Below are 20,503 nucleotides of genomic sequence, written 5' to 3'. Positions count from 1 at the left end.
AGAAAGCATCATTTTGGGGCTGGATGGGGAACCGCTATCCACACCGACAGTCCCGTATGAGGGGGCAACAAGAGCACCACGCTCAATTGGTTGGCAAGCCACAGCAGCGGGGCCAAATCGTGCATTAGCATCGGCTATAAAGCCACTGAGGAATCGCAGCCGCGCGGCTTACCGAAACAGCCCGTTATTGCGAAGTGCCATCAACAAAAACACTACTAATGAGGTAGGTCGTGGTTTTTGGTTGCTCAGTACTTGTCGGAATGATGAATTTAGACTAGCCGCCAATGAATTGTGGAAACTGAGCTGCACGCAGCTTGATCCCGAAGGTATCAAGAACTTTGGCGCGTTGGTAGATTTGTGCGTGCGAGCAAGGCGCATGAGCGGTGAGGTATTTATTCGCCGTTTACGCCGTCGTTTATCTTCTGGTTTGGCGGTACCCATTCAGGTGGATGTGATGGAGTCCGACCTTTGCCCAGTGGAATTTAATCGTAAGCTTAAGAGCGGCAACCGAGTGGTGCAGGGGGTAGAGTTTCAAGGCAAAGTGCGTGTGGCGTACTGGTTTTATAAGCATCACCCGCAAGATGGGGTGGATGTGGTCAGCTTGGCCGACTTGGAGCGAATCCCGGCTCATGACGTGATCCACCATTTCAAGCAGCTTCGGCCCGGTCAAGTTCGTGGCGAACCTGATCCAGCGGCGGTGCTGCTAAAAGATCGCACGTTCCATGATTATGATGATGCCGAGCTGGTGCGCAAGAGAGAGCGAAGCAATTTCACAGGCTTTTTGTATCGAGAATCGTTCGATGAAGACGACTTTGAGTATGACCCTATGACGGGTAAGCCAATGTTTGACGATGGCGAACCCGTGGAATCAGTGGAGCGAGTGACCACGGGCACCATGTTGCGCGGGGTGGCAGGTGAAAAACTCCAACTGTTTGATGGGGACAATACGGGCAGCGGTTACAGTGATTTTGTGCGTTGGCAAGCCTTGCAAATGGCCGCAGGGCAGGAAATTCCTTACCCGTTATTAACCGGGGACTGGGCTGGCCTGAATGACAGGCTAGTGCGGGCACTCCTCAACGAGTACCGCAGAGGCATTGGCTTTGATCAAGTCAATCTCAGTGGCTTCCAAGTTGCCTTTAAGATCTGGCAATGGTGGTTAGCGGATGCGGTGCTGGTGGGCAAGCTCGATGCGCCCGGTTATGCCGATAACCCTTATTACTATCTGGCGTTAGACATTCGCCCAGATGCGTTTAAATGGCTTCATCCTGAGCAGGACGTTAATGCTCGACAAAAAGCGGTATCAAATCAACTATCTAATATTGACGCAGAGGCCGCAGAGTATGGACGGGACCTTGACGAGAACATGCGTCGAAATGCCAAGGCATTGAAGCGCTGGGAAACAATCTGCAAGGAAGAAGGTGTTGAGAAGCCCGGCAATTTAGCCGGGCTTTTTAATGCCCCAGAAGAAGCCGAGACACCACAAGATAAGGAGGACAGCAGCGCATGAAAAAGCACCTAGCTCTTGAGTACCTGCTAAGTACTGCTTGGGCGCTTGATGAACGATTGTTGAGCATCATGGGCCAGTTAGCGGCTCGAGACGTGGACAGTCTGGACTTATCCGAACTGAAAACCACCGCTGAGAACTTGCCGCAGTATCAAGCCGTCATGGCAAAAGATGGCAAAGCCTTGGGGCAATGCTTGGAGTTGCGAGAAGGTGGGGTGGCGGTGCTGCACGTCAATGGCGTGATCAGCCGCTATGCCACATGGTTTCAGGCCATTTGTGGCGGTGCATCTACCCAGCTGGTGGCGAAAGAGTTTAACGAAGCCCTGAACAACCCCAGCGTGAAAGCTATTGTGCTCAATATTGACAGTCCTGGTGGTCAAGCGGATGGCATTCACGAACTGGCGGAAATGATACATGCTGCTCGTGGTGATAAGCCTATTGTGGCTTATGTCGGAGGAACCGGGGCCAGTGCCGCTTATTGGGTGGCCAGTGCCGCTGATGAGCTGGTGATTGATGCCACGGCTATGGTGGGTTCAATTGGTGTAGTTGCCACCTTGACCCGCTACAAAGACACGGATGAAGGCGTGGAACGGTTGGAATTTGTGTCCAGCCAATCCCCGAAAAAGCGCCTTGATCCCGCCAGTAAAGAAGGTCGCGCCGATTGGCAAGGCCGCCTTGATCAGATGGCGGATGTATTTATTGACCGAGTGGCCCGCAATATGGGCGCAACCCGTGAAACGGTATTGTCCGATTTTGGGCAGGGTGGCGTTTTGATTGGTCAGAACGCTGTGGATCAGGGTATGGCCCACCGACTTGGCAGCCTTGAAGGCGTGATCAGTCAATTAGCAGAGAGAAAACACAAAATGACAGACAAGAAAACAAAAGCGGTGACGTTGCCAGCCGCGACCGAAGCCAGCGCCGATGTGCTGATCGGAGCGATTAAAGAGCAGCGCCCGGATGTGCTTAAAGCCTTACAGCCAAAAGTGGAGCCGGAGGCTACCGCCTTGGAACATGCGGGTGACATTGCCGCAGCTTGTGCCAGTGCCGGCTTTCCTGAACTGGCGGCCAACTTGCTCAAGCCGGATGTAACTAAAGCCAGCGCAGAAAGGCAGATCGCCGCAGCCTGTGGCTTGAAGGATGTGTGCTCAGCGGCAGGCATTGAAGGCAGCGCCACCGCCTTGCTAGCTCACCTCGATGATCCGGTGAAACTGGCAGGCAAAGCTATCCACGAAGCGCAAGCGGCAGGGGATGACAGCAGCAAGATTGAAGGGCAGGTGGTTGGCAAAGAAAAGCAGACCGCCAAAATTGACGGTAACGCCATCATGGCAAAACGTAAGGCAAAGGCAGGTAAGTAATGATTGAAGAAAAAGCGCACGTAGGCAGCCACATCCTGAGTGAGGTGGGCGGATTGAGCCGTGATGAAGCCCTATTAAGTGGTGGTAACTACCTCACGGCAACGGTATTGGGTGAAGTTACGGCCAGCGGTGAGATGGTTCAGTTTGACCCGGCAGGCAGTGACGGCAGCGAAGTGGCCGCCGCTATCTTGTATCGTGCAGTGGATGCCAGCGCAGCAACCAAAAAAGTCGTGGTGAATGCTCGACTGACTGCTGTGCGAGCGTCATCACTGGTGTGGCCGGACGGCATCACCGAAGAAGAGAAAACCGTAGCCATTAAGCAGCTGAACGCGAACCACATCATTGTGCGTTAAGCGCCCTGCTGGCTAACCACCCTTAAATGCGACTAGTGAATCACTGGCCGTGTTGCTTTTACCGTTCGGAGAAAAAGAATGGACGAAATTCAAGAACTATTTACGGTTGAAAACCTTACCGAGTCAATCAACCGTACTGAACAAACGCCGGGCCGCATTGGTGAGCTGGGTTTGTTTGAAGAAAAGCGCATTGACACAACCAGTGTCAATATCGTGGAAAAGAACAACTCGATCATCTTAGTGCCTGCTAAGTCTCGCGGTAGTGAAGGCACATCATTGAAAGATAACAAGCGCAAGGGCGAGAACTTCCCACTGGTTCACTTGCCAATGTCTGGGGCCGTTCTGGCAGATTCTGTGCAGAACGTTAAGCCTTTCGGCGGGGAAACCCGTGAAGGTATGGTGCAAGCCAAGATTGATGAAGAACTGGACAGAATGCGCGGCTCCATTGATGTCACCATTGAGTGGCAGCGCATGGGCGCACTGGCGGGCAAGATCTTGGATCATGATGGCACGGTGCTGGTTGACCTGTTCCAAAAGTTTGATATGAGCCGCTTTGTGAAAACACTGGATTTCACCAAAGACTTGCGCACCCAGCTAACAGCGGCCAAGCGTGAATCTAAGAAAGCGCAGGGCGCAATTAAAGCACCTCGTTATCGCGTTTTAGCTGGCCCAGAGCTAATGGATGAATTGCTGAAAAATGACGATTTCAAGCGAGCGTACGAACGCTATGACAGCGGCAGCGCCCTGCGTGATGATGTAACTAGCGGCATCTCATTTGGCTCCTTCATTTGGGAAGAATACGAAGGTCAAGTGGGCGATCAGGAGTTCATTTTACCAAACGAAGGGTTACTGGTTCCAGAAGGGGTGCGTGGTATGTATAACACCTACTTTGGCCCCGCGGATTATGAAGAAACCGTGAACACTTTAGGCTTACCCTACTACGCCAAGGCTGAGCCAATGAAATTTGGCAAAGGTCACGAATTAGAAGCGCAATCCAACACAATCAGCATCAACACGGCTCCCCGTGCGGTTGTGGGCATCAAAGTCGGCACTAAGAACCCGTAATGCGTGATCCGTTCCAAAAGGCCAGCCGCCGGGTTTTGAAGCGGTTGGCAAACGCTACGATTATAGTAAATGGATTAGCTATAAGAGTTTTAGTTCAAAACAAAATCGAGTCGGGTGATTTAAAGCTGGGTGGGTTAATTGAAAACCAAGATTTAAAACTAACAGCGATACAAAACGAGATCTCTAATGTTGAACTTCGTGAACACCTTAACATAGCTAAAGACAGTGGTGAATCCTTAGTAGCCTGTGTAATGCGCCCACCAAAATCAGATGGTACAGGGCTTTCTAGCTTGCCACTTACATTAGACTTGGACAATGAACAATCATCAAAGCCTGCTATTCGATATTGATGTTAATGAGCTTGAGCGCATCCAGGCAGTCCTTGGTGCCACTACAGAACAAGTACGTGGCGCTTACGTTCGTGCGCTAAAGCGCACCAGTGTCACCATGAAGTCACGTAGTTTAAAACTTATGCGTGACGGCATGGATGCTAAAAGCCTCAAAGCGATCCGCAGGCGGATGCAAGCTTATCAGTCCGCGTTTGGTGTTGGTCGCAATGATGGCCGCATGGATGAGTTAAAGCTCTGGTATGGTCTGAATGATGTGGACGTATCGAAACTTAAAGGTCGAATGACGCGCATTGGTACCAAGCGCAATCCTGCTGGTGCGTCTTTCACATCGAGCAAGCTTGGTAGGCAGGACTATACAGATGGTTTTGTGGCCAAGATTAATAAACGTAAGTCGATATTCTCACGCAAAGGTGAGCGCCGATTCCCTGTCCGGGAATCAAAAATGAATGTCTCTGATGAGCTACATGTGAAATTAGAAGACGAGATCTTTGATGAACTTCCGGAGGTTTTCATTGCTCATTTTTCCACGGATTTGAAAGGTCGGGTTAAGGCGAGTGATGTGATAGGCCAACGGCAACGAAGTTGGAATAGTTACAGATGAGCAAAGGCATACATTTAGACGATTACCACAAAGAAGTCAGACGATGGCTATCGAATATCCAGTGGCTAAAGTCAGTGGAATATTATCCGGAATCTAGCGGAGCGATAGAGACACCGTGTGCCTTTTTCGCTGTGTCAGGTTGGCAGCCAGATGATCATCAACCAGGTAACGGCCAGCTGTCGTTGATTCTACATTGCGAGATATTAATCGCATTTAGCGTTAAGTACAGCACGCACCAGCTTGATGTTCGTAATGCGGCTATGGTGCTCAGTATTGAGGTGGATAATAACAATTTTGATATCTCTGGGGTTAAGCCTGCACGGGTTATCAGCGCTAGTCCTGACGCATTGCATCCTGAGCTTGATGATTATGCGGTCTGGTCCGTTCAGTTTGTGCAGTCAGCGACGGTGGGTGCGAGTGAATTTGAACCAGAAGAATACCGTGCAGCAATTCGTTTGGCAGTGGATCCGGTTAATATCGATGATCCTGCTGAATACAAGCCATTGGAGGCCTTAAATGCGCCAGCTGATTGAGCAAATTATGCGGGAGATGTTGAATCCGTATCTCGAGCGAATCGAAGATCTTTCATCTGAAGCTGAGGACCTGCGTCGACGAACTCAAAGCATGATCCGCTTGGGCCGTGTCATTGAGGTTGACGAATCAGGCTGGTTAATCAAAGTAAAACACGGCGAGCTGACTACTCCGTTTATCCGTTGGTTTTCGGTAGCGGCAGGTGAAGTAAGAGAGTATCGCTGTCCCTCGGTCGATGAGCAGTGTGTTCTTCTTAATTTTGGTGCTGGCAATAACGGTACCCAAACAGTAGCCCTGATAGGGCTGTTTAGTGACAAATACCCCTCACCAAGTTCTGACCCTAATGAGATTCTCAGGGTTTATCCGGATGGCACTAAGGTCAGCTACAACGTGGAAACGCATAAGCTTGATGTCGTTATCGAGGGAGAGGCTTCGGTAAGGGTTGCTAAGTCAGCCACGGTTGACATCGGTGAAAATGCAACGGTTAAGGCTGGCGGGAAAGTGAAAGTTGACGGCAGCAAGATCCATTTAAATGGTGGTTCGCCATGTGTGACGACCGCGCATATTTGCCATTTTACTGGTAATCCGCATGGTGATGGCTCATCAACAGTTACAGCAGGTAAATGATATGGCGTTAAGTTCCGGTGCTCTTGAAGGGCTAATAATTCAGAAACTACAAGCGGCAGGGTTCAAAACATCAGGTGAGCATGCGCAAGTGGGGGTTATCGCCAAGGCGATAGCTGAGGCTATGGTAGAGCATGTTACGAGTGCCGCAGAGGTGTCTGTTACGGGAGGCTCTTCGGCAGGGAGTTACCAGGTTAAATGATAGGTATTGATCGCAAAACAGGCCGACAGATTAGCGGCTTTGACCAGTTAGTCAGTCGAGTCACTCAGGTGATGACAACACCGGTAGGTGGTCGAGCCAAGCGGCCAAAGTTTGGCTCCCGGGTGCGAGATACGCTTGCCGCAAATATGTCAGACAGCATGTTGGTGCGAACACAAGCGGCAGCCATCGAGGCGTTTTATAACCAAGTTAATGGGTTGCAGGATTTTGCGCCGACAAGTTGTGTGGCTGTACGCCATGCCAGTGGTTTGCATTTGTATTTTGAGGGTCGGTGGCAAGGTCGACCGGTTAAGTTTGGAGTGCCAATAGAAAATGTTTCCGCATCAGAATCCGCTACCTAAATCGGACATCATTAAGACGCCGCCATTTGAAACACTGCTGAGCAAGGTTAAATCAGGACTGCTTGATTATATAGCGGAGCGTTCGCCTGAAGATGTCGCTGAGGTTAAGCAAACGCTGGCTAATGAAGCGGAGCTATTAACCAAGTTTGTCGAGGGATTTACTGTTATTCTGCAGAACCAGATCCGGCAGTTTAACAGCCAGGCACAACAGATGTTCGGTATGTATGCGACCGATAATGCCATGGTCGACTTAATAGCGAGTCAGCTAGGTGTACAGCGACAAGTTTTATCTCCTGGTAATCCGGATGCGTTTCCGCCCGTTCCGCCAATGATGGAAAGTAATGAGTCGGTTTTAACACGTTACTATCTCGCAGCGTATGCACTGGCAAGCACCGGAACACGTTCCGGTTACCGTTTTCATGCAATGACGCTAGGCGGCAGGCCGATTGTTAAGGTTGAGAGTCCTGAACCAAAGACAGTCATTGTTAAGTATGAATTTCTAGAGCATGAGCGAGCGGGTGAAACGAAAGACGCTCAAGCTCGTCAAGTGGAGCCTGGTGTGGTTGATTGCTATATCTTGTCGCATGCAGGTAATGGCTACCCCTCTATTGAGTTAATTGATGCCACACAGGCGTATTTAGAGCGTGACGATATTGCACAAGAAACCGACTTGATCACTGTGAAGCCGCCAACAATAAGAACGTGGCGCTGTGATGCGCATTTATATATCAGACCAGGCCCCGACGCTGAGGTAGTTAAGGCTGCTGCAGAAATGGCAGTCCGAGATTATGCAGCAGAGCAGCATCGGCTTGGCGGCAGGATTGAGCCATCGATGCTGTATAACGTGATAATGACGTCAACTGGTGCGCATCGAGGCGAAATAACTGAGCCAGCGCAACCGCTGCGCTGCGCGTATAGCGAGGCACCTTACCTTGAGTCAGTCCAAATCATCGTCAGCACTGAAAGCGTTGACAACATATAGTGTATTGCCAGACAACAGCAGTCATTTGGAGCGCGGTTTAGAACTATCTCTAAGCAGGCAGTTGTATGCTGTTGACAGTATTTATCCAAACTTATTGAACGCTTGGCGTACTCCGTTGAATGTGGTGCCTTATTTGGCGGCAGAGAAACAGCTGCCTGTTTGGGATACTGCAGACTCAGAGCATGTGAAGCGAAATCTTGCTGGTAATGCTTGGCAAGTTCGCAAGTTATCTGGTACTCGCGCTGGGCTGAAAATGGCGCTGGCATCGTTTGAGTTTGAAAATGAGATCAAGCCTTGGTACCAGCAAACCCCTGTTGGTGAGCCCTACAGTTTGGAGATTGTCGCCTGGGAGCGTGGTAATAAACCCGTTAACGTTGAGAACGTACACAAACTCAAAGCCTACTTAAAAGAAGTTCAGTCTGAGCGGGACAAAATCGAACTGTCATTAATGTTCGGAGTTGAGACCAGTATGGGTATGGCTGGTGCTAGAGCACCGGTGACGAACTACAGCGAAACGGATTGCAATGCTCGGTTGTGGCCAATGCCAGAGGCACACATCAGTGTATCGGTCGCCGGTGCAATAACGAACCAAATCAATGTTTGCCCTATCCGTGTCAGCGCAAAAATACCGGTTGTCAGAACGTATGGCCAATTGAATATGGTTGGCTACGTGAATGGCAGCATCAACTATACAGTAATTAATGCAAGAGCGGACTTATGAGTGAGAGTTTAAAGTTAGTCATAACCAGATCAGGTTTAGACGAATGCATCAGTGCAAAAGAAAAGGGATTGAAAGCCGAACTTAAATACGTGTCAGCTGGTGACCGGGCATATACTCCCAACCCGGATCAGCGAGCGTTGCAGAACGAGCTGCAGCGTGTTGAGTTTGGCGAATATAAAGACTTGGGGGTTGGCCAGTTACAGGCCGTTGCTAAATTTTCAGGGCCGCAAGAGTACGCAGTGCGTGAGCTCGGTTTTTGGTTAGCATCTGGTACTTTGCTTGGAGTTATTTCGGCACCTAATACCACGCTGAACTACAAAGCAAAAGATGGTCACTGCATTCAGCCATTCACTCTCGATCTTAGTGCGCTGCCAAGCGAAACAGTAACGGTTATTGTTGGCACTGAGAACCTCAATATTCTGATTGAAGAAGAGTTCACTCGCGTGGCAATTGCGCAAGTGGATAGCATGCATCGTCAGATGCAGCAGCAGTTCAAGCTTGATGAGTTGCAGCATATGTTGCTCGGAACTAGCGAGGATACTGATCATAAGTTACGTGAAGCTACTGAGCTGGCGAAAACTCTGAGTTTGCAGGTTAAGTCATTGGAAAACAAATTTAGCCAAATAGTTGCAGATGCCGGCAGTGTAGGTGATGTTCAAACCATTCCAATCGGTGGTGTTTTGCCTTACTTTGGGCATGATCTTCCTTCAGGTTTTCTTTGGTGTAATGGCGCTGTTTATGACCCAGAGCGATACCCACTTTTGAAAGCAGCATTAAGAGATAATTATGGAGAAAATAAGGTACCAAGTACATTAGGGCGTCGATTGGTTGGCTTCAGTGATAATAACCCATTAGGTTTTAAAAATGAGTATCAGAATCTTTATGTTCAACGTGAATCATTGGCGATTACTAATGTAGCAGATGGAATGAAACAGATCGTTACTGACGTTCGTGGTGTTGAGAATCCACCGTACATTGTTTCACACTTTATTATCAGAGCAGAGTAATGTTTATTAACCGAATTAACCGCCACTTTTAAAAACGGCACAACGCAAATAAACAGCGTATAAGGGGTAATGATTCATGAGTACACAAGATATAGGTGCATTAATTCAGTCAGTTAATAACATGACTAATACTGTTGCATCTAAGGTTAGTGAAATCGACGAAAAGGTAGAGGAAGCTACATCCAGCGTTCCTAGCACAATTAAAGCAATGAGTATTGGAAGGTTTTATGTTGATTGTGCTAATGGTAATGATGCTAATAATGGGCTTTCATTAGATAGGGCGTTTAGAAATATTAGTGCAATTAATGGTAAAACTATTCCTGGAGGTTCGTATACAGTTTACCTTTCTGTTGGTGAGCATTATTTAGATTCGCTATCTATTTCTGGTGATGTTCGATTTGTTTCGCTTACAAACTCAAGTCAATATCGTGTGGCAGATGTAATATCTTCTGGTGGTGAAATTGACTTGTCAGTGCATACTAAGATAACTGTTAGAAAATCGTCTGACGAAATTGCGGTGCTTGATAGCAGTGGTAAACTGGGGTTTTACAACTGTTTGATTTCACATGACTTAAGTGAGGGAGATTACGCTGCATCAGGCCGAACCGTTGGTTATGTTAGAGCAGCAGTTCTTCATGCGCCATCTGTTGAATTTTCGATCTCAGGTTATGAGTCGGATGATTATGATGTGCCTTTGTTTGCTATCTCTGGTTATGGTGGTAATACGTTGTCATCTGCCGGGTGGGAGAAATTGGCTGTTAGAGGAAAAATAAATAAAGTTATTGGCGGTAATACTTCTGCCAAGGGTATATTGGCTATAGCAAATAACACGTTTATAAACCGAGCGGTCAAAGCTGATGGTGTTACGCCGGCATCTTTGTATGATGCTGGTGATTTTAGAGGAGTGATTGGATCATGATTAAATTTACTCATGATGGTGCTGTGGTAGAGGCGCCTTTAACTGAGGATTCGATATTAGATTTAAAAAGGCTATTTCCCGCTGAAGTGGTTGATAATGCTGTAAGTGTTTCTAGATTAAATCTTACTCATAATTTGAGAAGAGAGGCTTATAAAAATGAGTCTGACCCGCTATACATGGAGTGGCAGTACGACAATACACCGGAGTCGGAACAGGCATGGCGAGATAAAGTGGACGAAATAAAGAATCGGTATCCGTTACCATCTGAATCTTAAAACCGCCTAAAAGGGGCGGTTTTTTTATATCTAATACCCGGCTATGCGCCGGGTTTTTTATTGCTTGGAGGTCACATGGCAACCCCAAAACAGCCACTTCGCCAAACCTATGAAGTAACGAACCCTTTCCAGTGTCCGAACACTAAGTGCTGGCACGATAAAGGCGCAACTGTATATTTGCTTCCCAGTGAAGCTGAATTTTTAATTCTGGGCGGTAAGGTCAAGTTGCCGACCAAAAAGACAACTAAAGGAGCTGACTAATGCCTGAGATTGCATCATTTGTGCATAACGGTATCAGCGTCGAGCGCCATCCTGCACCACCACCAATGGGGCCGCTGGGTGGCATTGTGTTGGGTTTGGTCGGTACCGCACCTGACGCCGATGCGTTTTTACCAAAAAACAGTCCTATTCGCATTGCCAACCCTGGTGATGCGGCCAAGCTGGACACGGTAGGAACGGAGCGAGGTACGCTGTGGCGTACGTGTTACGAAATTTTCCGTCTTGTGTCTGTGCCTATTTATGCCGTCATTGTAGATGAGGGTGTAGATGCTGCGGCAACCACTAACAATGTAATTGGTAAGGTGGATGCGGCGACAGGTCAGCGAACCGGTGTTGAGTCTCTGGCTGATTGCATGGAGACACCAACGCATATCTGTGTCCCAGGTTTTAATACCAAGCCTGTTGCGGATGCGTTAGCGGCCATGGGTAAGCGTTTGTTTGCTGTACCAGTTGGTGATGGTCCTAACACGAACGATCAGACAGCGGTCGACTATTCATTGAGCTTGGGCGGTGAGGGCTCGGGGTATGACGCTTTTTACCTGCTTGATCCTCAGGTGTCCGTTTATAGCCAGGCGGCCAAGGGTAATGTTTATTTCTCTGCAGCTGCCATTGCGTTGAGCTGTTTTGCACGGGTGAAAGCGTGGGAGAGTCCAGCTAAAGGCGGCATGGGCGCATTGATTAGTGGCACTTCGCGTACCATCGATTACAACATTATGGACAAATCAACAAATGGTGGTTTGTTGAACAAGCATGGTGTTAGCTATTTTGCACGCACATCGATGGGTGGTTTCTCATTGATTGGTAACCGCACAGTTACTGGCCGCTTTGTATCTCAGGTAGGGCTTGAGTACGCCATTATTCGTAAGCTAGCCAAAACGGCTCAGCGAGCGATGGCTAGAAACCTGAGCAAGTCATTCATGGATCAGGAAATTACTAAGCTGAATGTTTGGCTGAAATCCCTGCAGGCTGACGAAACCATCATGGGTGCTCAGGTTTACCTTCACCCCACGTTAAACAATGTGGATAACTATCGCAATGGCGAATGGCATATTGCGATCAAGTATCACGGCTACGCGCCGAACGAGCACATGGTGTATCACCTGATCGAGGACACCGGTATCGTCGAAGCGTTTTTAGAGGAGGTCCTATAACATGGCAGGACAACGTTCACGTATTACCCGCCAGGGGATTATTAATGGTAATCCTCTGGTAAAAGAATTGGACGAATTTACGCCGCCTGAAATCAAAAAAGCCATGCAGGAGACGCGAGGTGGTGCGTTTATCCCTGGCGAAATTTGGGTCGGGCTTGAGAAGATGAATGGCAAATGGAAGGTCAAAGGTGCCAACCAGGAGCTGCTTTCGGCCTATGGTTTAGCTGCAGGTGAATTGTGTCAGGTCGACGTGAAAGAATCACATCAGGATGAAGATGGCAATAAGTTTGCCATTGTGTATTCGCTGTCTGGTGAAATTACGTCCATTACAGAGTCTGCCAGCAAGATGGGCGAGCTGCCTGATCATCAGTTTGAGATGGCGGTCAGCGCGTACAAGAAAACCGAAGATGGCAAAGTTATCTATAACATCGACCGCAATGCGCAAATCTTGGATTTGGGTAACGGTGATTTAATGGCAGAGCATCGTCGCAATATTGGCATGCCTTAATAGCAATTTCCCTGTGTAGCTACAGTTGGCCCACTTCGGTGGGCCTTTTTTATTTGGGAGCAGAGTTATGTTTAAAGCAAAAACACACGATTTGGTTTGGCCTATTGAAGATGCTAGCGGCAAACCATGCAAGACAGTAAAGGTTGTCACTCTGACCATGGGTCAGCATCGAGAGATGAGTGATCACAAGGGTGATGATACGGCTCTACTGAGAGCGTGTATTTGTGAGAGCACGGGACTTGGTAAAAGTGAGCTGAAAAAACTAGTCACGCCAGATTATAACTCGATCCAGAGTTTAGTTTTGGAGTTGATGCAGTCACCAGCCAGTAAGTTGATTGATGGCAAGTTCAACAAAGATGAGCCAACGCTGCTAGTACCGTTCCAAGGTGACGATGGCCGAGAAGTGACTGGCTACAAGTTGCGTCCGCCGACAGTAGCCACTACTGACTTGATGGATTCACACAATGATGAATGGGAGCGCACGCTATTCATTTCAGCCAGTTGCACCGGGTTTAGTCATATCGAGCTGGAGCGCATGAGTCTGCCAGATTGGAATCAGCTGCAGGAGCGGTTGATTGATTTTTTGCAAAAATCGGCGGATTACTTTCGCCAAAAGACGTCGAAGTCCTGACCGATGTTATTCCTTTGGTGTATCACGTTGCACCTGGGGAGATAAAAAACTGGCGTATTGATGAGGCGATGCGTCGGTACCACCTGGCAGCAGCCAAGCTTGGAATTAATAAGAGGTAGCTGTGGACAATAACAAGACGTCTATCGTTCTTTCGGCAATCGACAAGTTTAGCCAGCCGGTTAATACGGCGGTTAAAAGTGTTGGTAAGCTACAAAGCAAAGTTGCTGAAACTAGCTCTACGCTGAGTGAGCTGAATAAGAAGCAGCAGCTTGTCGCCAGATTCAAAGGTTTAGAGTCCCGAGCCGAGAATACTCGCGCTGCATTATCAAAAGCTCGTACTGAGGTCGCTAGGCTGAAAAACTCTGAAGCTCAGGCTTCGGACATTGTGCGCAGGCATACACGATCGCTCAAACTGGCTGAACAAGCGGTGCTTGAAGCTGCTCATTCTTATGGCGCAGAGTCAGAGCAGGTAGCGGCGGCACGCAGAGAAGTTACTAGACTCACAAAGGCTAAGAGACAGGCTGAGCAGGCGTATAAGCGTGAAAAGTCGGCACTTAAAACCGCTGAGCAAGCATCCAGCCGGCTAACCACCGAATATGGTCAGCAGTCACAAAAGCTGGGCTCATTGCGCAATGATTTAACCTCTGCAGGTCTAAAGCTCAATTCGCTTGGCGCTGAGCAGCTGCGCCTTGCTCGCCAAACAGACAAGGCTAACCAGGCGTTAGAGCAGCAGGAAGCCAAGTTAAAGCGGATCCAGTCTCTGAATGGGCGTATTGCTGAGCGTAATGCACAAAAAGGAGAGCTGGTTGGTCAGGCCATGGAAACGGCAGCAATGGTTGCGCCAATGGTGTTGGCTGGAAAGCGCGCTGTCGAGTATGAGAGTACTTTCGCTGACGTTAAGAAAGTCGTTAATTTCAAGGATGAAAAGGAAGAGGCGGAATACCGCACTAAGATGATGAAGCTTGCTGGCGACTTAGGTATGCGCCAGGAAGGGATTGCTCAGATAGTTACAGCCGCAGGTCAAAGCGGCATAGAGAAAACCGAATTGCTCAAGTTTGCTGAGTCAGCAACAAAGATGTCAGTAGCTTGGGATGTTTCTGCAGAAGAAGCAGGCTCTACACTGGCTACGTGGCGTGCGGCGATGGGGTTAACTCAGGAGAAAGCGTTAGATCTGGCCGATTCCACAAACTATCTTAGCAACAATATGAACGCTAAAGCTAAAGACATTGCTGCTGTTATGGTGCGGCAAGGTTCTACGGCCATGGGTGCTGGTCTGAATTACAACCAGACAGCAGCATTGTCTGCCAGCTTGATTGCAGGAGGAGCCACTGAAGAGGTGGCAGCTACTGCACTAAAAAATATTACTGGACGTTTGACAGCTGGTTATGCAGCGACAAATGGTCAGAAAGAGGCCATGGGCAAGCTGGGCTTTAATGCCGATGAGTTGGCCAGCATGATGCAGGAAGATGCACAGGGTACTTTAGTTCAAGTAATGCGTCAGCTGCAGGATGTGGATGCGGCTGAACGTGGCGCTGTTATTTCTCAGTTGTTTGGTGAAGAGGTTAAAGGTGCGGTGGCTAAATTGGTCACCACGCTGGATGACGATAAAAATGGCTTGATAGCGGCGTTTGGCCGGGTAGAGAAACAGGCTAACCGAGCAGGCAGCGTCAATGATGAGTATGCAAACCGAGCCAAGACTCGTAGTCATACGTTGTCGCAGCTGTCTGCCAAATTTGATCGCATGATGGTTGTACTAGGTGATCGTCTCCTGCCAGTTATCGATGCGGTCGTTCCACCATTGATGACGGTGGTTGATGGGATCAGTAATTTTGCTGAAGCCAATCCAAGGTTGGCCAGTGGGCTGTTGGCAGTGGCGGGTGCTATTGCGGTCGTCAAAGCTGGAGCTATTGCTTTTAAGCTGGCTAGGCTGGCTATGGGAAATGGTCTCGATCGTTTGCGTTTGGGTCGAGAGCAATTATCTGGAGTTACTAGCAACACGGCTCTTAATGCAAGAAAGGCCACTAACGAGCTATCACGATTTAATCGAGAGCTAAATAGTGTGGGTTCTCGCCGTGGTCGTTCCGGTGGTTATGAGTCTAATCGACGTCGACGCGGTCGTTCTTCTGGCAGGCGTTCCGGTGGGCGTTTCGGTCGTTTGGTTGGTGGCATCACTGATTTGTTTGGTGGCGCTTCATTGCCGGCGCAATCTCTAGCTGGCAATGATGATTATCGACCAGCTCGCCGAGCTAGGGGTGGCAAGTGGGGTCGTATGGCTGCCCTTTTAGGTGGCGGTACGGCTTTGTCTGTGATGTCGGCAAATGCCAATGCTGGCGAGCTTGCCATGACCGGTGCAGCCGTAGCTGGTACTGCTGGTGATCTATTTAATGCGTTGCCTATAGGCGGGGCGTTACTTGGTGGTGCGGGTAAGTTATTCCGGCCTCTGGATATTGCATTATCCGGAGCGGCGCTGACCTCTGCAATCGCAAATGGTGACGGTAAGCAGGTAGGTGGTACGGCAGGCGACATGATTGGCGGCCTTGGAGGTGCAGCAGCTGGTGCGATGGCAGGAGCGGCTATAGGTTCAGTGGTGCCAGTGATTGGCACGGCTGTGGGTGGTGTTATCGGTTCGGTAGTTGGCGGTATTGGTGGTGGTGAGCTTGGCCAGTGGCTAGGCGAGAACATTGGCGGCTGGTTTAGTGAAGACAAAACGGATAAACCTGCTCCAGCATCGGTGGCAGAGCAATCAAAGCAACTGGTGAACAGTAACCGTCAGATCAGCTTTGCACCTGTCATACAGATACAGCCTAGCGGTAATCCTGAGTATGACAAAGGCGTTGCAAATCAGCTGTTAGAAAGGATGAAGGCTGAGCTGGTGCCAGTGATGTTTGGCGGTTCTGATGTGGGCGTTCGTGCTGATGCTAGTTTATCTGATAGGAGAGATACATGAGGCAGATGATGTCGCTCGGTGACTTCGTTTTTTCGCTAAGTGAGGGCACGCCTTACTCTGGTTTGCAACGTTCAAGTGACGGGGGATGGGTTACCGTCCCTCGTTATGGCCAGAAACCAATTAGTCAGAACACGGGCCAGCAGCTTGAGAAAATCAGTATCAGCGGCACATGGTTCCGAGCTGACGGCATGGCCAATTTGGATGCGCTGCGAGCTATGCAATTAAGGCGAGAGCCATTAGTTTTGACTGATGGTTATGGTCGTAACCTTGGCTTATGGACGCTTAAACAGCTGCAAGAGAAGCAGGACCGTATTATTGATGACGGTACGGCTATTGTTATCGATTTTACTATTGAGCTAGAGGAGTATGCCGGTGACAGTAATACGCAGTCGTGATGGTGATACCGTTGCTATTGTCTTGTTTCAGGCGCTGGGTAGAGCTGATGATGAAGCTGAAGAAGCGTTGTATGAGCTTAATCCTGGACTTGAGCTGTATGGTCCTGTTTTGCCAGCTGGCGTAGAGATACGTCTTCCAGCATTGGCGGGATCAGAGCCTAAGAGAGTGGTGAATATATGGGATTAGGCTTTAGACCTCAGGTACGGGTGAGTGGCCCGGGTGAGGCGATTATTAATAACAGGCTGGTATCGTGGGAGCGTGTTGACGCTGCCGGCATTCAGTCCGACCAGGTAACGCTAACAGTTGATACGGCTGGCCAGACCGGCACCCCTAAAGAGGGGGCAGTGCTGCGCTGGTTCGAGGGATACGAGGGAAGCTTGGTAGACAAAGGCGAGTTTAAGATTACGCGCATTGTTCCTCGGGTGTTTCCGCCTACAGTTACTATTGTGGCTACTGCCGCACCGTTTCAAGTTGATGATTCAACAGGTTTTAAGGAGCGGCGTACGCGCACATTCACTGACACTACACTGGCGGATCTATTTAGAGAAGTGGTATCTACGCATGGTTTTAGCCCTCGTGTTGCTACTGAGTTCGAAGGTATACAGTTAAGCCACGTTGACCAGTTGGATGAAACGGATGGTGCGTTTCTTTCACGCCTGGCACGTGAGCGTGATGCTGTAGCCAAGCCTGTCAATGACCTGTATGTGCTTGCTAAGCGTGGGCAGGTTAAGACCATAACTGGGCAAGATATCCCTCCTGTATCGGTAGCGTTGCCATCAAATAATGATCCAACAGATCAAGGGCAGTTTATTAATTGTCAGCTTGAGCGACCCAGCCGCACGGTTGTCTCTGGTGTTAAAGCAAATTGGACTGATGTAGCGACCGGCCAAGAACATGAGGTTAGCGATGGTCAAGCGCCATTTAAGAAGTTGCGCCAGTCTTATGAAGAGGCGGCTGTGGCATTGAAGGCGTGCCGTGACGAGCTTACTCGAGTAAAACGCCAAGGTTCGTGCGTTCGCATGGACTTGCCTGGTGATCCTAATTTGGTCGCAGAAGGCCTAATGTCGTTGATCGATTCGTTTCCGCCTGAAATGGCTGGAGACTGGTCAATTGATAAAGTTACCGCGCGTGGTGACGCCTCTGGAGGTTATCGATGCGCGGTAATAGCTACAGAACCAAGTAAATAATTCAGTCGAAACATATCAATATTTTTGGTGTAGGGAGTGCTCAAAAATAACAAAAGCATTAAAAAATTTTATAAGTATATTTGAGGAACAAGAAAGTTGATTTACCACCTTGTTACCACGGAATTACCACAAGAGATAAAATAGAAACTGTAGAAATTGATATAACTTATTGATTAGGGTAAGGAAAAGCTGGTCGGCATAGCAGGATTTGAACCTGCGACCCCTGACACCCCATGACAGTGCGCTACCAAGCTGCGCTATATGCCGACTTGTGCTTTACTATACGGATTTTTTTTTGAAAGGCAATAAGTGGTTGGTTTGTTTGGACATTAAATGAACTCAAGGGCGTATTTTTGTGTTCTTCGTCATTAATCCTGAATTTTATAAGAAGAAAGCGCACTAAAAATAAGCTCTAGTGCGCTGTATTGGTCTATTTAGTCCAAATGCCTTTTGGTAGTGTTTTTTCTACTTCAGGGTTGGTACTAGGATCAAACTCTGGGGTTACGCCAGCTTTAAGCTGCTTTTTATAATCGTTGGCAAGCCATAGCACGACTTTGCGAAGCATAAAGAGTGCAACCACGTTTACTACAGCCATTAAGCCCATTGAAATATCAGCGAGTGTCCAAACCAGTCCAAGTTCGCTTACCGCACCAAACATTACCATACCTAATACACAAGCTCTAAATACCATCATGCCTTTCTTTGAATGGTGATCTAAAAACAGTAGGTTGGTTTCTGCATAACTATAGTTGGCAACAATGGAAGTAAAAGCAAAAAATAGAATAGCCACTGCAACGAAAATTGCGCCCCATTCTCCTACATGATGAACCAATGCAGATTGTGTTAATTCAATGCCAGTTAAACCTGAGTTTGGCTCGAGCTGACCAGATAAAAGAATAAGCGAAGCGGTCGCGGTACAGATCACTATGGTATCTACAAATACACCTAGCATTTGTACATAACCCTGTGATGCTGGATGGTTTGGATTTGGTGTTGCACTAGCAGCAGCGTTTGCAGCGCTACCCATACCCGCTTCATTTGAGAATAAGCCGCGCTTGATCCCTTGAAGCATCGCTTGCATTACGGCGTAGCCAATAGCACCAGCACCCGCTTGTTCAATACCCATTGCACTTTTTACTATTAACATAAATATATCTGGCAGCTGCGCAAAGTTCACAGCACAGACGTAAAGTGCAAGTATAAGATAAGCAACGGCCATAAAAGGCACGACAAGTTCGGCAAAGCGTGCAATAGTTTTTAAACCACCGAAGATGATAATCCCTGAAGCTGCTACTAACGCAATACCCATCACATATTTAGGCACATCAAAGGCAACGTTAAATGCTGCAGCAATGGAGTTGGCTTGCACCGCATTAAAGACGAAACCAAATGCAAGGATAAGGCAAAGTGAGAATAACACCCCCATCCACTTACGTTTTAAACCTAGCTCCATATAATAAGCTGGGCCACCACGGAAGTTTCCGTCATCATCTTTTGTCTTATATAGCTGCGCTAAGCAACTTTCAGCAAAACTGGTCGCCATACCAATCAAGGCAATGAGCCACATCCATAATATAGCACCAGGACCGCCCAAATAGAGCGCGACACCAACACCTGCCATATTACCGGTACCAACCCGTGCGGCGAGTGAAGTACAGAATGCTTGAAAAGAGGAGATACCATCTTCAGCACCTTCGCGGCTTTGCATCATTACCTTCACCATATATGGGAATTGAGTGAATTGAATAAAGCCAAGCCTAATTGTGAAGAATACACCTGCAGCTATTAAGAGGTAGATAAGTAGATGGCCCCATAAAAGACCACTTATCGAGTTTAAGATATCAGCCATGTATTTAGCCTTTTTCTAAGAACGAGTAAATAATGGGGCGGTAATCTACCACAAAGAAAAGCAAAAGCCGAAATTCCTATGGGTTATCCACAGAAAATGTGGATAAGTTGTTAGGATTCGGTGGGCTAAAAAGCATTTGAAAAATAAATAGAAAAAACCGAAAAAAAGGGTTGCACTAAAATCGGATCGCCCTATAATGCGACCCCACTGACACGGGGCGCTACGCTGAAAAGCAAAGCAGCAACGAGTTAGCGTTAAGTAAAACTTAAGTTCGAAACTTCTTCTCAAGAAATTCAAAATTAAGTATTGACAAAAAATCGGGAATGCTTAAAATGCACATCCCTCGAAGCAGCGAAATGTTTCGAAATGCTCTTTAAAAATATGAAGCAATCATCTGTGTGGGCACTCGTACAGATTGAGTTCTAACAGCAGATTCTAGTTCGCTAGATGACGCAAACAAATTTAGAGTCTCAATTGTAACTGAGTGACTATATAGTCAATTCGTTTTGATTTTACTTTTTTGAAAAGTAGAAACAAACAATCAGAATTCATTGAGCAAGTTTGAAGTTTACTTCAAACGAAAAAACTTTTAATTGAAGAGTTTGATCATGGCTCAGATTGAACGCTGGCGGCAGGCCTAACACATGCAAGTCGAGCGGTAACATTTCTAGCTTGCTAGAAGATGACGAGCGGCGGACGGGTGAGTA

24 protein-coding genes, 1 tRNA gene and 1 rRNA gene are annotated in these 20,503 nt (G+C 48.1%); 24 read left to right on the top strand and 2 right to left on the bottom strand.

All coding sequences use genetic code 11. The features are described 5' to 3' along the window. Window positions 1-13: 13 nt before the first annotated feature. The 23 genes from L1271_RS10420 (at window position 14) to L1271_RS10310 (ending at window position 17,947) form a co-directional block, all read left to right on the top strand. Window positions 14-1,507, top strand: a complete 1,494-nt coding sequence (locus tag L1271_RS10420; RefSeq protein ID WP_235367788.1) for a phage portal protein — start codon at window positions 14-16, stop codon at window positions 1,505-1,507. Continuing rightward, on the top strand, window positions 1,504-2,859 hold the full coding sequence (locus tag L1271_RS10415; protein WP_235367787.1) for a S49 family peptidase: 1,356 nt from the start codon (window positions 1,504-1,506) through the stop codon (window positions 2,857-2,859). Before L1271_RS10420 ends, L1271_RS10415 begins: the two co-directional genes overlap by 4 nt. Then, on the top strand, window positions 2,859-3,212 hold the full coding sequence (locus tag L1271_RS10410; RefSeq protein WP_268831080.1) for a head decoration protein: 354 nt from the start codon (window positions 2,859-2,861) through the stop codon (window positions 3,210-3,212). Before L1271_RS10415 ends, L1271_RS10410 begins: the two co-directional genes overlap by 1 nt. Before the next feature lie 78 nt (window positions 3,213-3,290). Further along, window positions 3,291-4,277 (top strand): major capsid protein, encoded by a 987-nt coding sequence (locus L1271_RS10405; RefSeq protein ID WP_235367785.1) that lies wholly within the window; start codon window positions 3,291-3,293, stop codon window positions 4,275-4,277. Beyond that, window positions 4,277-4,627, top strand: a complete 351-nt coding sequence (locus L1271_RS10400) for a hypothetical protein (protein WP_235367784.1) — start codon at window positions 4,277-4,279, stop codon at window positions 4,625-4,627. The genes L1271_RS10405 and L1271_RS10400 overlap by 1 nt, the downstream gene beginning before the upstream one ends. Then, on the top strand, window positions 4,593-5,228 hold the full coding sequence (locus L1271_RS10395) for a hypothetical protein (protein WP_235367783.1): 636 nt from the start codon (window positions 4,593-4,595) through the stop codon (window positions 5,226-5,228). The genes L1271_RS10400 and L1271_RS10395 overlap by 35 nt, the downstream gene beginning before the upstream one ends. Continuing rightward, window positions 5,225-5,761 (top strand): hypothetical protein, encoded by a 537-nt coding sequence (locus tag L1271_RS10390; RefSeq protein WP_235367782.1) that lies wholly within the window; start codon window positions 5,225-5,227, stop codon window positions 5,759-5,761. The genes L1271_RS10395 and L1271_RS10390 overlap by 4 nt, the downstream gene beginning before the upstream one ends. Beyond that, window positions 5,745-6,386, top strand: a complete 642-nt coding sequence (locus tag L1271_RS10385; protein ID WP_235367781.1) for a phage baseplate assembly protein V — start codon at window positions 5,745-5,747, stop codon at window positions 6,384-6,386. The genes L1271_RS10390 and L1271_RS10385 overlap by 17 nt, the downstream gene beginning before the upstream one ends. A gap of 1 nt (window position 6,387) precedes the next feature. After that, the gene (locus tag L1271_RS10380) at window positions 6,388-6,585 is read left to right on the top strand and encodes a hypothetical protein (protein WP_235367780.1); all 198 of its coding nucleotides are present in this window, start codon (window positions 6,388-6,390) and stop codon (window positions 6,583-6,585) included. Then, window positions 6,582-6,944, top strand: coding sequence for a phage baseplate protein (locus L1271_RS10375; RefSeq protein ID WP_235367779.1), 363 nt, complete (start codon window positions 6,582-6,584; stop codon window positions 6,942-6,944). Before L1271_RS10380 ends, L1271_RS10375 begins: the two co-directional genes overlap by 4 nt. Next, window positions 6,916-7,926 (top strand): baseplate J/gp47 family protein, encoded by a 1,011-nt coding sequence (locus L1271_RS10370; RefSeq protein ID WP_235367778.1) that lies wholly within the window; start codon window positions 6,916-6,918, stop codon window positions 7,924-7,926. The genes L1271_RS10375 and L1271_RS10370 overlap by 29 nt, the downstream gene beginning before the upstream one ends. Then, window positions 7,877-8,647 (top strand): phage tail protein I, encoded by a 771-nt coding sequence (locus L1271_RS10365; RefSeq protein WP_235367777.1) that lies wholly within the window; start codon window positions 7,877-7,879, stop codon window positions 8,645-8,647. Before L1271_RS10370 ends, L1271_RS10365 begins: the two co-directional genes overlap by 50 nt. Continuing rightward, a complete protein-coding gene (locus L1271_RS10360; protein WP_235367776.1) occupies window positions 8,644-9,654 on the top strand; it encodes a phage tail protein in 1,011 nt (336 codons plus the stop codon). Before L1271_RS10365 ends, L1271_RS10360 begins: the two co-directional genes overlap by 4 nt. 76 nt (window positions 9,655-9,730) lie before the next feature. Continuing rightward, the gene (locus L1271_RS10355) at window positions 9,731-10,573 is read left to right on the top strand and encodes a hypothetical protein (RefSeq protein ID WP_235367775.1); all 843 of its coding nucleotides are present in this window, start codon (window positions 9,731-9,733) and stop codon (window positions 10,571-10,573) included. Next, window positions 10,570-10,848 (top strand): hypothetical protein, encoded by a 279-nt coding sequence (locus L1271_RS10350; protein WP_235367774.1) that lies wholly within the window; start codon window positions 10,570-10,572, stop codon window positions 10,846-10,848. Before L1271_RS10355 ends, L1271_RS10350 begins: the two co-directional genes overlap by 4 nt. Before the next feature lie 75 nt (window positions 10,849-10,923). After that, complete coding sequence (locus L1271_RS10345) at window positions 10,924-11,109, top strand: hypothetical protein (protein ID WP_235367773.1); 186 nt, start codon at window positions 10,924-10,926, stop codon at window positions 11,107-11,109. Then, window positions 11,109-12,278 (top strand): phage tail protein, encoded by a 1,170-nt coding sequence (locus tag L1271_RS10340; protein WP_235367772.1) that lies wholly within the window; start codon window positions 11,109-11,111, stop codon window positions 12,276-12,278. The genes L1271_RS10345 and L1271_RS10340 overlap by 1 nt, the downstream gene beginning before the upstream one ends. A 1-nt stretch (window position 12,279) precedes the next feature. Continuing rightward, window positions 12,280-12,786 carry a phage major tail tube protein gene (locus L1271_RS10335; protein WP_235367771.1) on the top strand — a complete coding sequence of 169 codons (507 nt, stop codon included), beginning with the start codon at window positions 12,280-12,282 and terminating at the stop codon, window positions 12,784-12,786. Window positions 12,787-12,961: 175 nt separating this feature from the next. Further along, window positions 12,962-13,417, top strand: a complete 456-nt coding sequence (locus L1271_RS10330) for a phage tail assembly protein (protein WP_235367770.1) — start codon at window positions 12,962-12,964, stop codon at window positions 13,415-13,417. Window positions 13,418-13,538: 121 nt separating this feature from the next. Continuing rightward, entirely contained in the window at window positions 13,539-16,364 is a 2,826-nt protein-coding gene (locus L1271_RS10325) for a phage tail tape measure protein (RefSeq protein ID WP_235367769.1), read from the top strand. Continuing rightward, on the top strand, window positions 16,361-16,759 hold the full coding sequence (locus tag L1271_RS10320) for a phage tail protein (protein WP_235367768.1): 399 nt from the start codon (window positions 16,361-16,363) through the stop codon (window positions 16,757-16,759). The genes L1271_RS10325 and L1271_RS10320 overlap by 4 nt, the downstream gene beginning before the upstream one ends. Then, complete coding sequence (locus tag L1271_RS10315) at window positions 16,737-16,946, top strand: tail protein X (protein ID WP_235367767.1); 210 nt, start codon at window positions 16,737-16,739, stop codon at window positions 16,944-16,946. Before L1271_RS10320 ends, L1271_RS10315 begins: the two co-directional genes overlap by 23 nt. Further along, on the top strand, window positions 16,937-17,947 hold the full coding sequence (locus L1271_RS10310) for a contractile injection system protein, VgrG/Pvc8 family (RefSeq protein WP_235367766.1): 1,011 nt from the start codon (window positions 16,937-16,939) through the stop codon (window positions 17,945-17,947). Before L1271_RS10315 ends, L1271_RS10310 begins: the two co-directional genes overlap by 10 nt. 190 nt (window positions 17,948-18,137) lie before the next feature. Here L1271_RS10310 and L1271_RS10305 read toward each other — a convergent pair. Together L1271_RS10305 and L1271_RS10300 are read right to left on the bottom strand one after the other, a co-directional pair. Then, window positions 18,138-18,214 (bottom strand) — tRNA-Pro (locus L1271_RS10305). Window positions 18,215-18,377: 163 nt separating this feature from the next. Next, window positions 18,378-19,796, bottom strand: coding sequence for an alanine/glycine:cation symporter family protein (locus tag L1271_RS10300; protein WP_010607547.1), 1,419 nt, complete (start codon window positions 19,794-19,796; stop codon window positions 18,378-18,380). Window positions 19,797-20,386: 590 nt separating this feature from the next. On the opposite strand from L1271_RS10300, the gene L1271_RS10295 reads away from it, so the two are divergent. Then, window positions 20,387-20,503: ribosomal RNA gene (locus tag L1271_RS10295) — 16S ribosomal RNA — on the top strand; the annotation flags it as partial.

Source organism: Pseudoalteromonas sp. OF5H-5 (assembly GCF_021530695.1).
In the GTDB taxonomy this organism is placed as follows: domain Bacteria; phylum Pseudomonadota; class Gammaproteobacteria; order Enterobacterales; family Alteromonadaceae; genus Pseudoalteromonas.
This window is presented reverse-complemented; position numbering and strand designations above follow the sequence as displayed.

What these genes read in the sequence shown, in the direction of transcription:
- L1271_RS10415 (WP_235367787.1), top strand. Translation starts at nt 1,504, where the DNA reads ATGAAAAAGCACCTAGCTCTTGAGTACCTGCTAAGTACTGCTTGGGCG.
- L1271_RS10410 (WP_268831080.1), top strand. Translation starts at nt 2,859, where the DNA reads ATGATTGAAGAAAAAGCGCACGTAGGCAGCCACATCCTGAGTGAGGTG.
- L1271_RS10405 (WP_235367785.1), top strand. Translation starts at nt 3,291, where the DNA reads ATGGACGAAATTCAAGAACTATTTACGGTTGAAAACCTTACCGAGTCA.
- L1271_RS10400 (WP_235367784.1), top strand. Translation starts at nt 4,277, where the DNA reads ATGCGTGATCCGTTCCAAAAGGCCAGCCGCCGGGTTTTGAAGCGGTTG.
- L1271_RS10395 (WP_235367783.1), top strand. Translation starts at nt 4,593, where the DNA reads ATGAACAATCATCAAAGCCTGCTATTCGATATTGATGTTAATGAGCTT.
- L1271_RS10390 (WP_235367782.1), top strand. Translation starts at nt 5,225, where the DNA reads ATGAGCAAAGGCATACATTTAGACGATTACCACAAAGAAGTCAGACGA.
- L1271_RS10385 (WP_235367781.1), top strand. Translation starts at nt 5,745, where the DNA reads ATGCGCCAGCTGATTGAGCAAATTATGCGGGAGATGTTGAATCCGTAT.
- L1271_RS10380 (WP_235367780.1), top strand. Translation starts at nt 6,388, where the DNA reads ATGGCGTTAAGTTCCGGTGCTCTTGAAGGGCTAATAATTCAGAAACTA.
- L1271_RS10375 (WP_235367779.1), top strand. Translation starts at nt 6,582, where the DNA reads ATGATAGGTATTGATCGCAAAACAGGCCGACAGATTAGCGGCTTTGAC.
- L1271_RS10370 (WP_235367778.1), top strand. Translation starts at nt 6,916, where the DNA reads ATGTTTCCGCATCAGAATCCGCTACCTAAATCGGACATCATTAAGACG.
- L1271_RS10360 (WP_235367776.1), top strand. Translation starts at nt 8,644, where the DNA reads ATGAGTGAGAGTTTAAAGTTAGTCATAACCAGATCAGGTTTAGACGAA.
- L1271_RS10355 (WP_235367775.1), top strand. Translation starts at nt 9,731, where the DNA reads ATGAGTACACAAGATATAGGTGCATTAATTCAGTCAGTTAATAACATG.
- L1271_RS10350 (WP_235367774.1), top strand. Translation starts at nt 10,570, where the DNA reads ATGATTAAATTTACTCATGATGGTGCTGTGGTAGAGGCGCCTTTAACT.
- L1271_RS10345 (WP_235367773.1), top strand. Translation starts at nt 10,924, where the DNA reads ATGGCAACCCCAAAACAGCCACTTCGCCAAACCTATGAAGTAACGAAC.
- L1271_RS10340 (WP_235367772.1), top strand. Translation starts at nt 11,109, where the DNA reads ATGCCTGAGATTGCATCATTTGTGCATAACGGTATCAGCGTCGAGCGC.
- L1271_RS10335 (WP_235367771.1), top strand. Translation starts at nt 12,280, where the DNA reads ATGGCAGGACAACGTTCACGTATTACCCGCCAGGGGATTATTAATGGT.
- L1271_RS10330 (WP_235367770.1), top strand. Translation starts at nt 12,962, where the DNA reads ATGAGTGATCACAAGGGTGATGATACGGCTCTACTGAGAGCGTGTATT.
- L1271_RS10320 (WP_235367768.1), top strand. Translation starts at nt 16,361, where the DNA reads ATGAGGCAGATGATGTCGCTCGGTGACTTCGTTTTTTCGCTAAGTGAG.
- L1271_RS10310 (WP_235367766.1), top strand. Translation starts at nt 16,937, where the DNA reads ATGGGATTAGGCTTTAGACCTCAGGTACGGGTGAGTGGCCCGGGTGAG.
- L1271_RS10300 (WP_010607547.1), bottom strand. Translation starts at nt 19,796, where the DNA reads ATGGCTGATATCTTAAACTCGATAAGTGGTCTTTTATGGGGCCATCTA.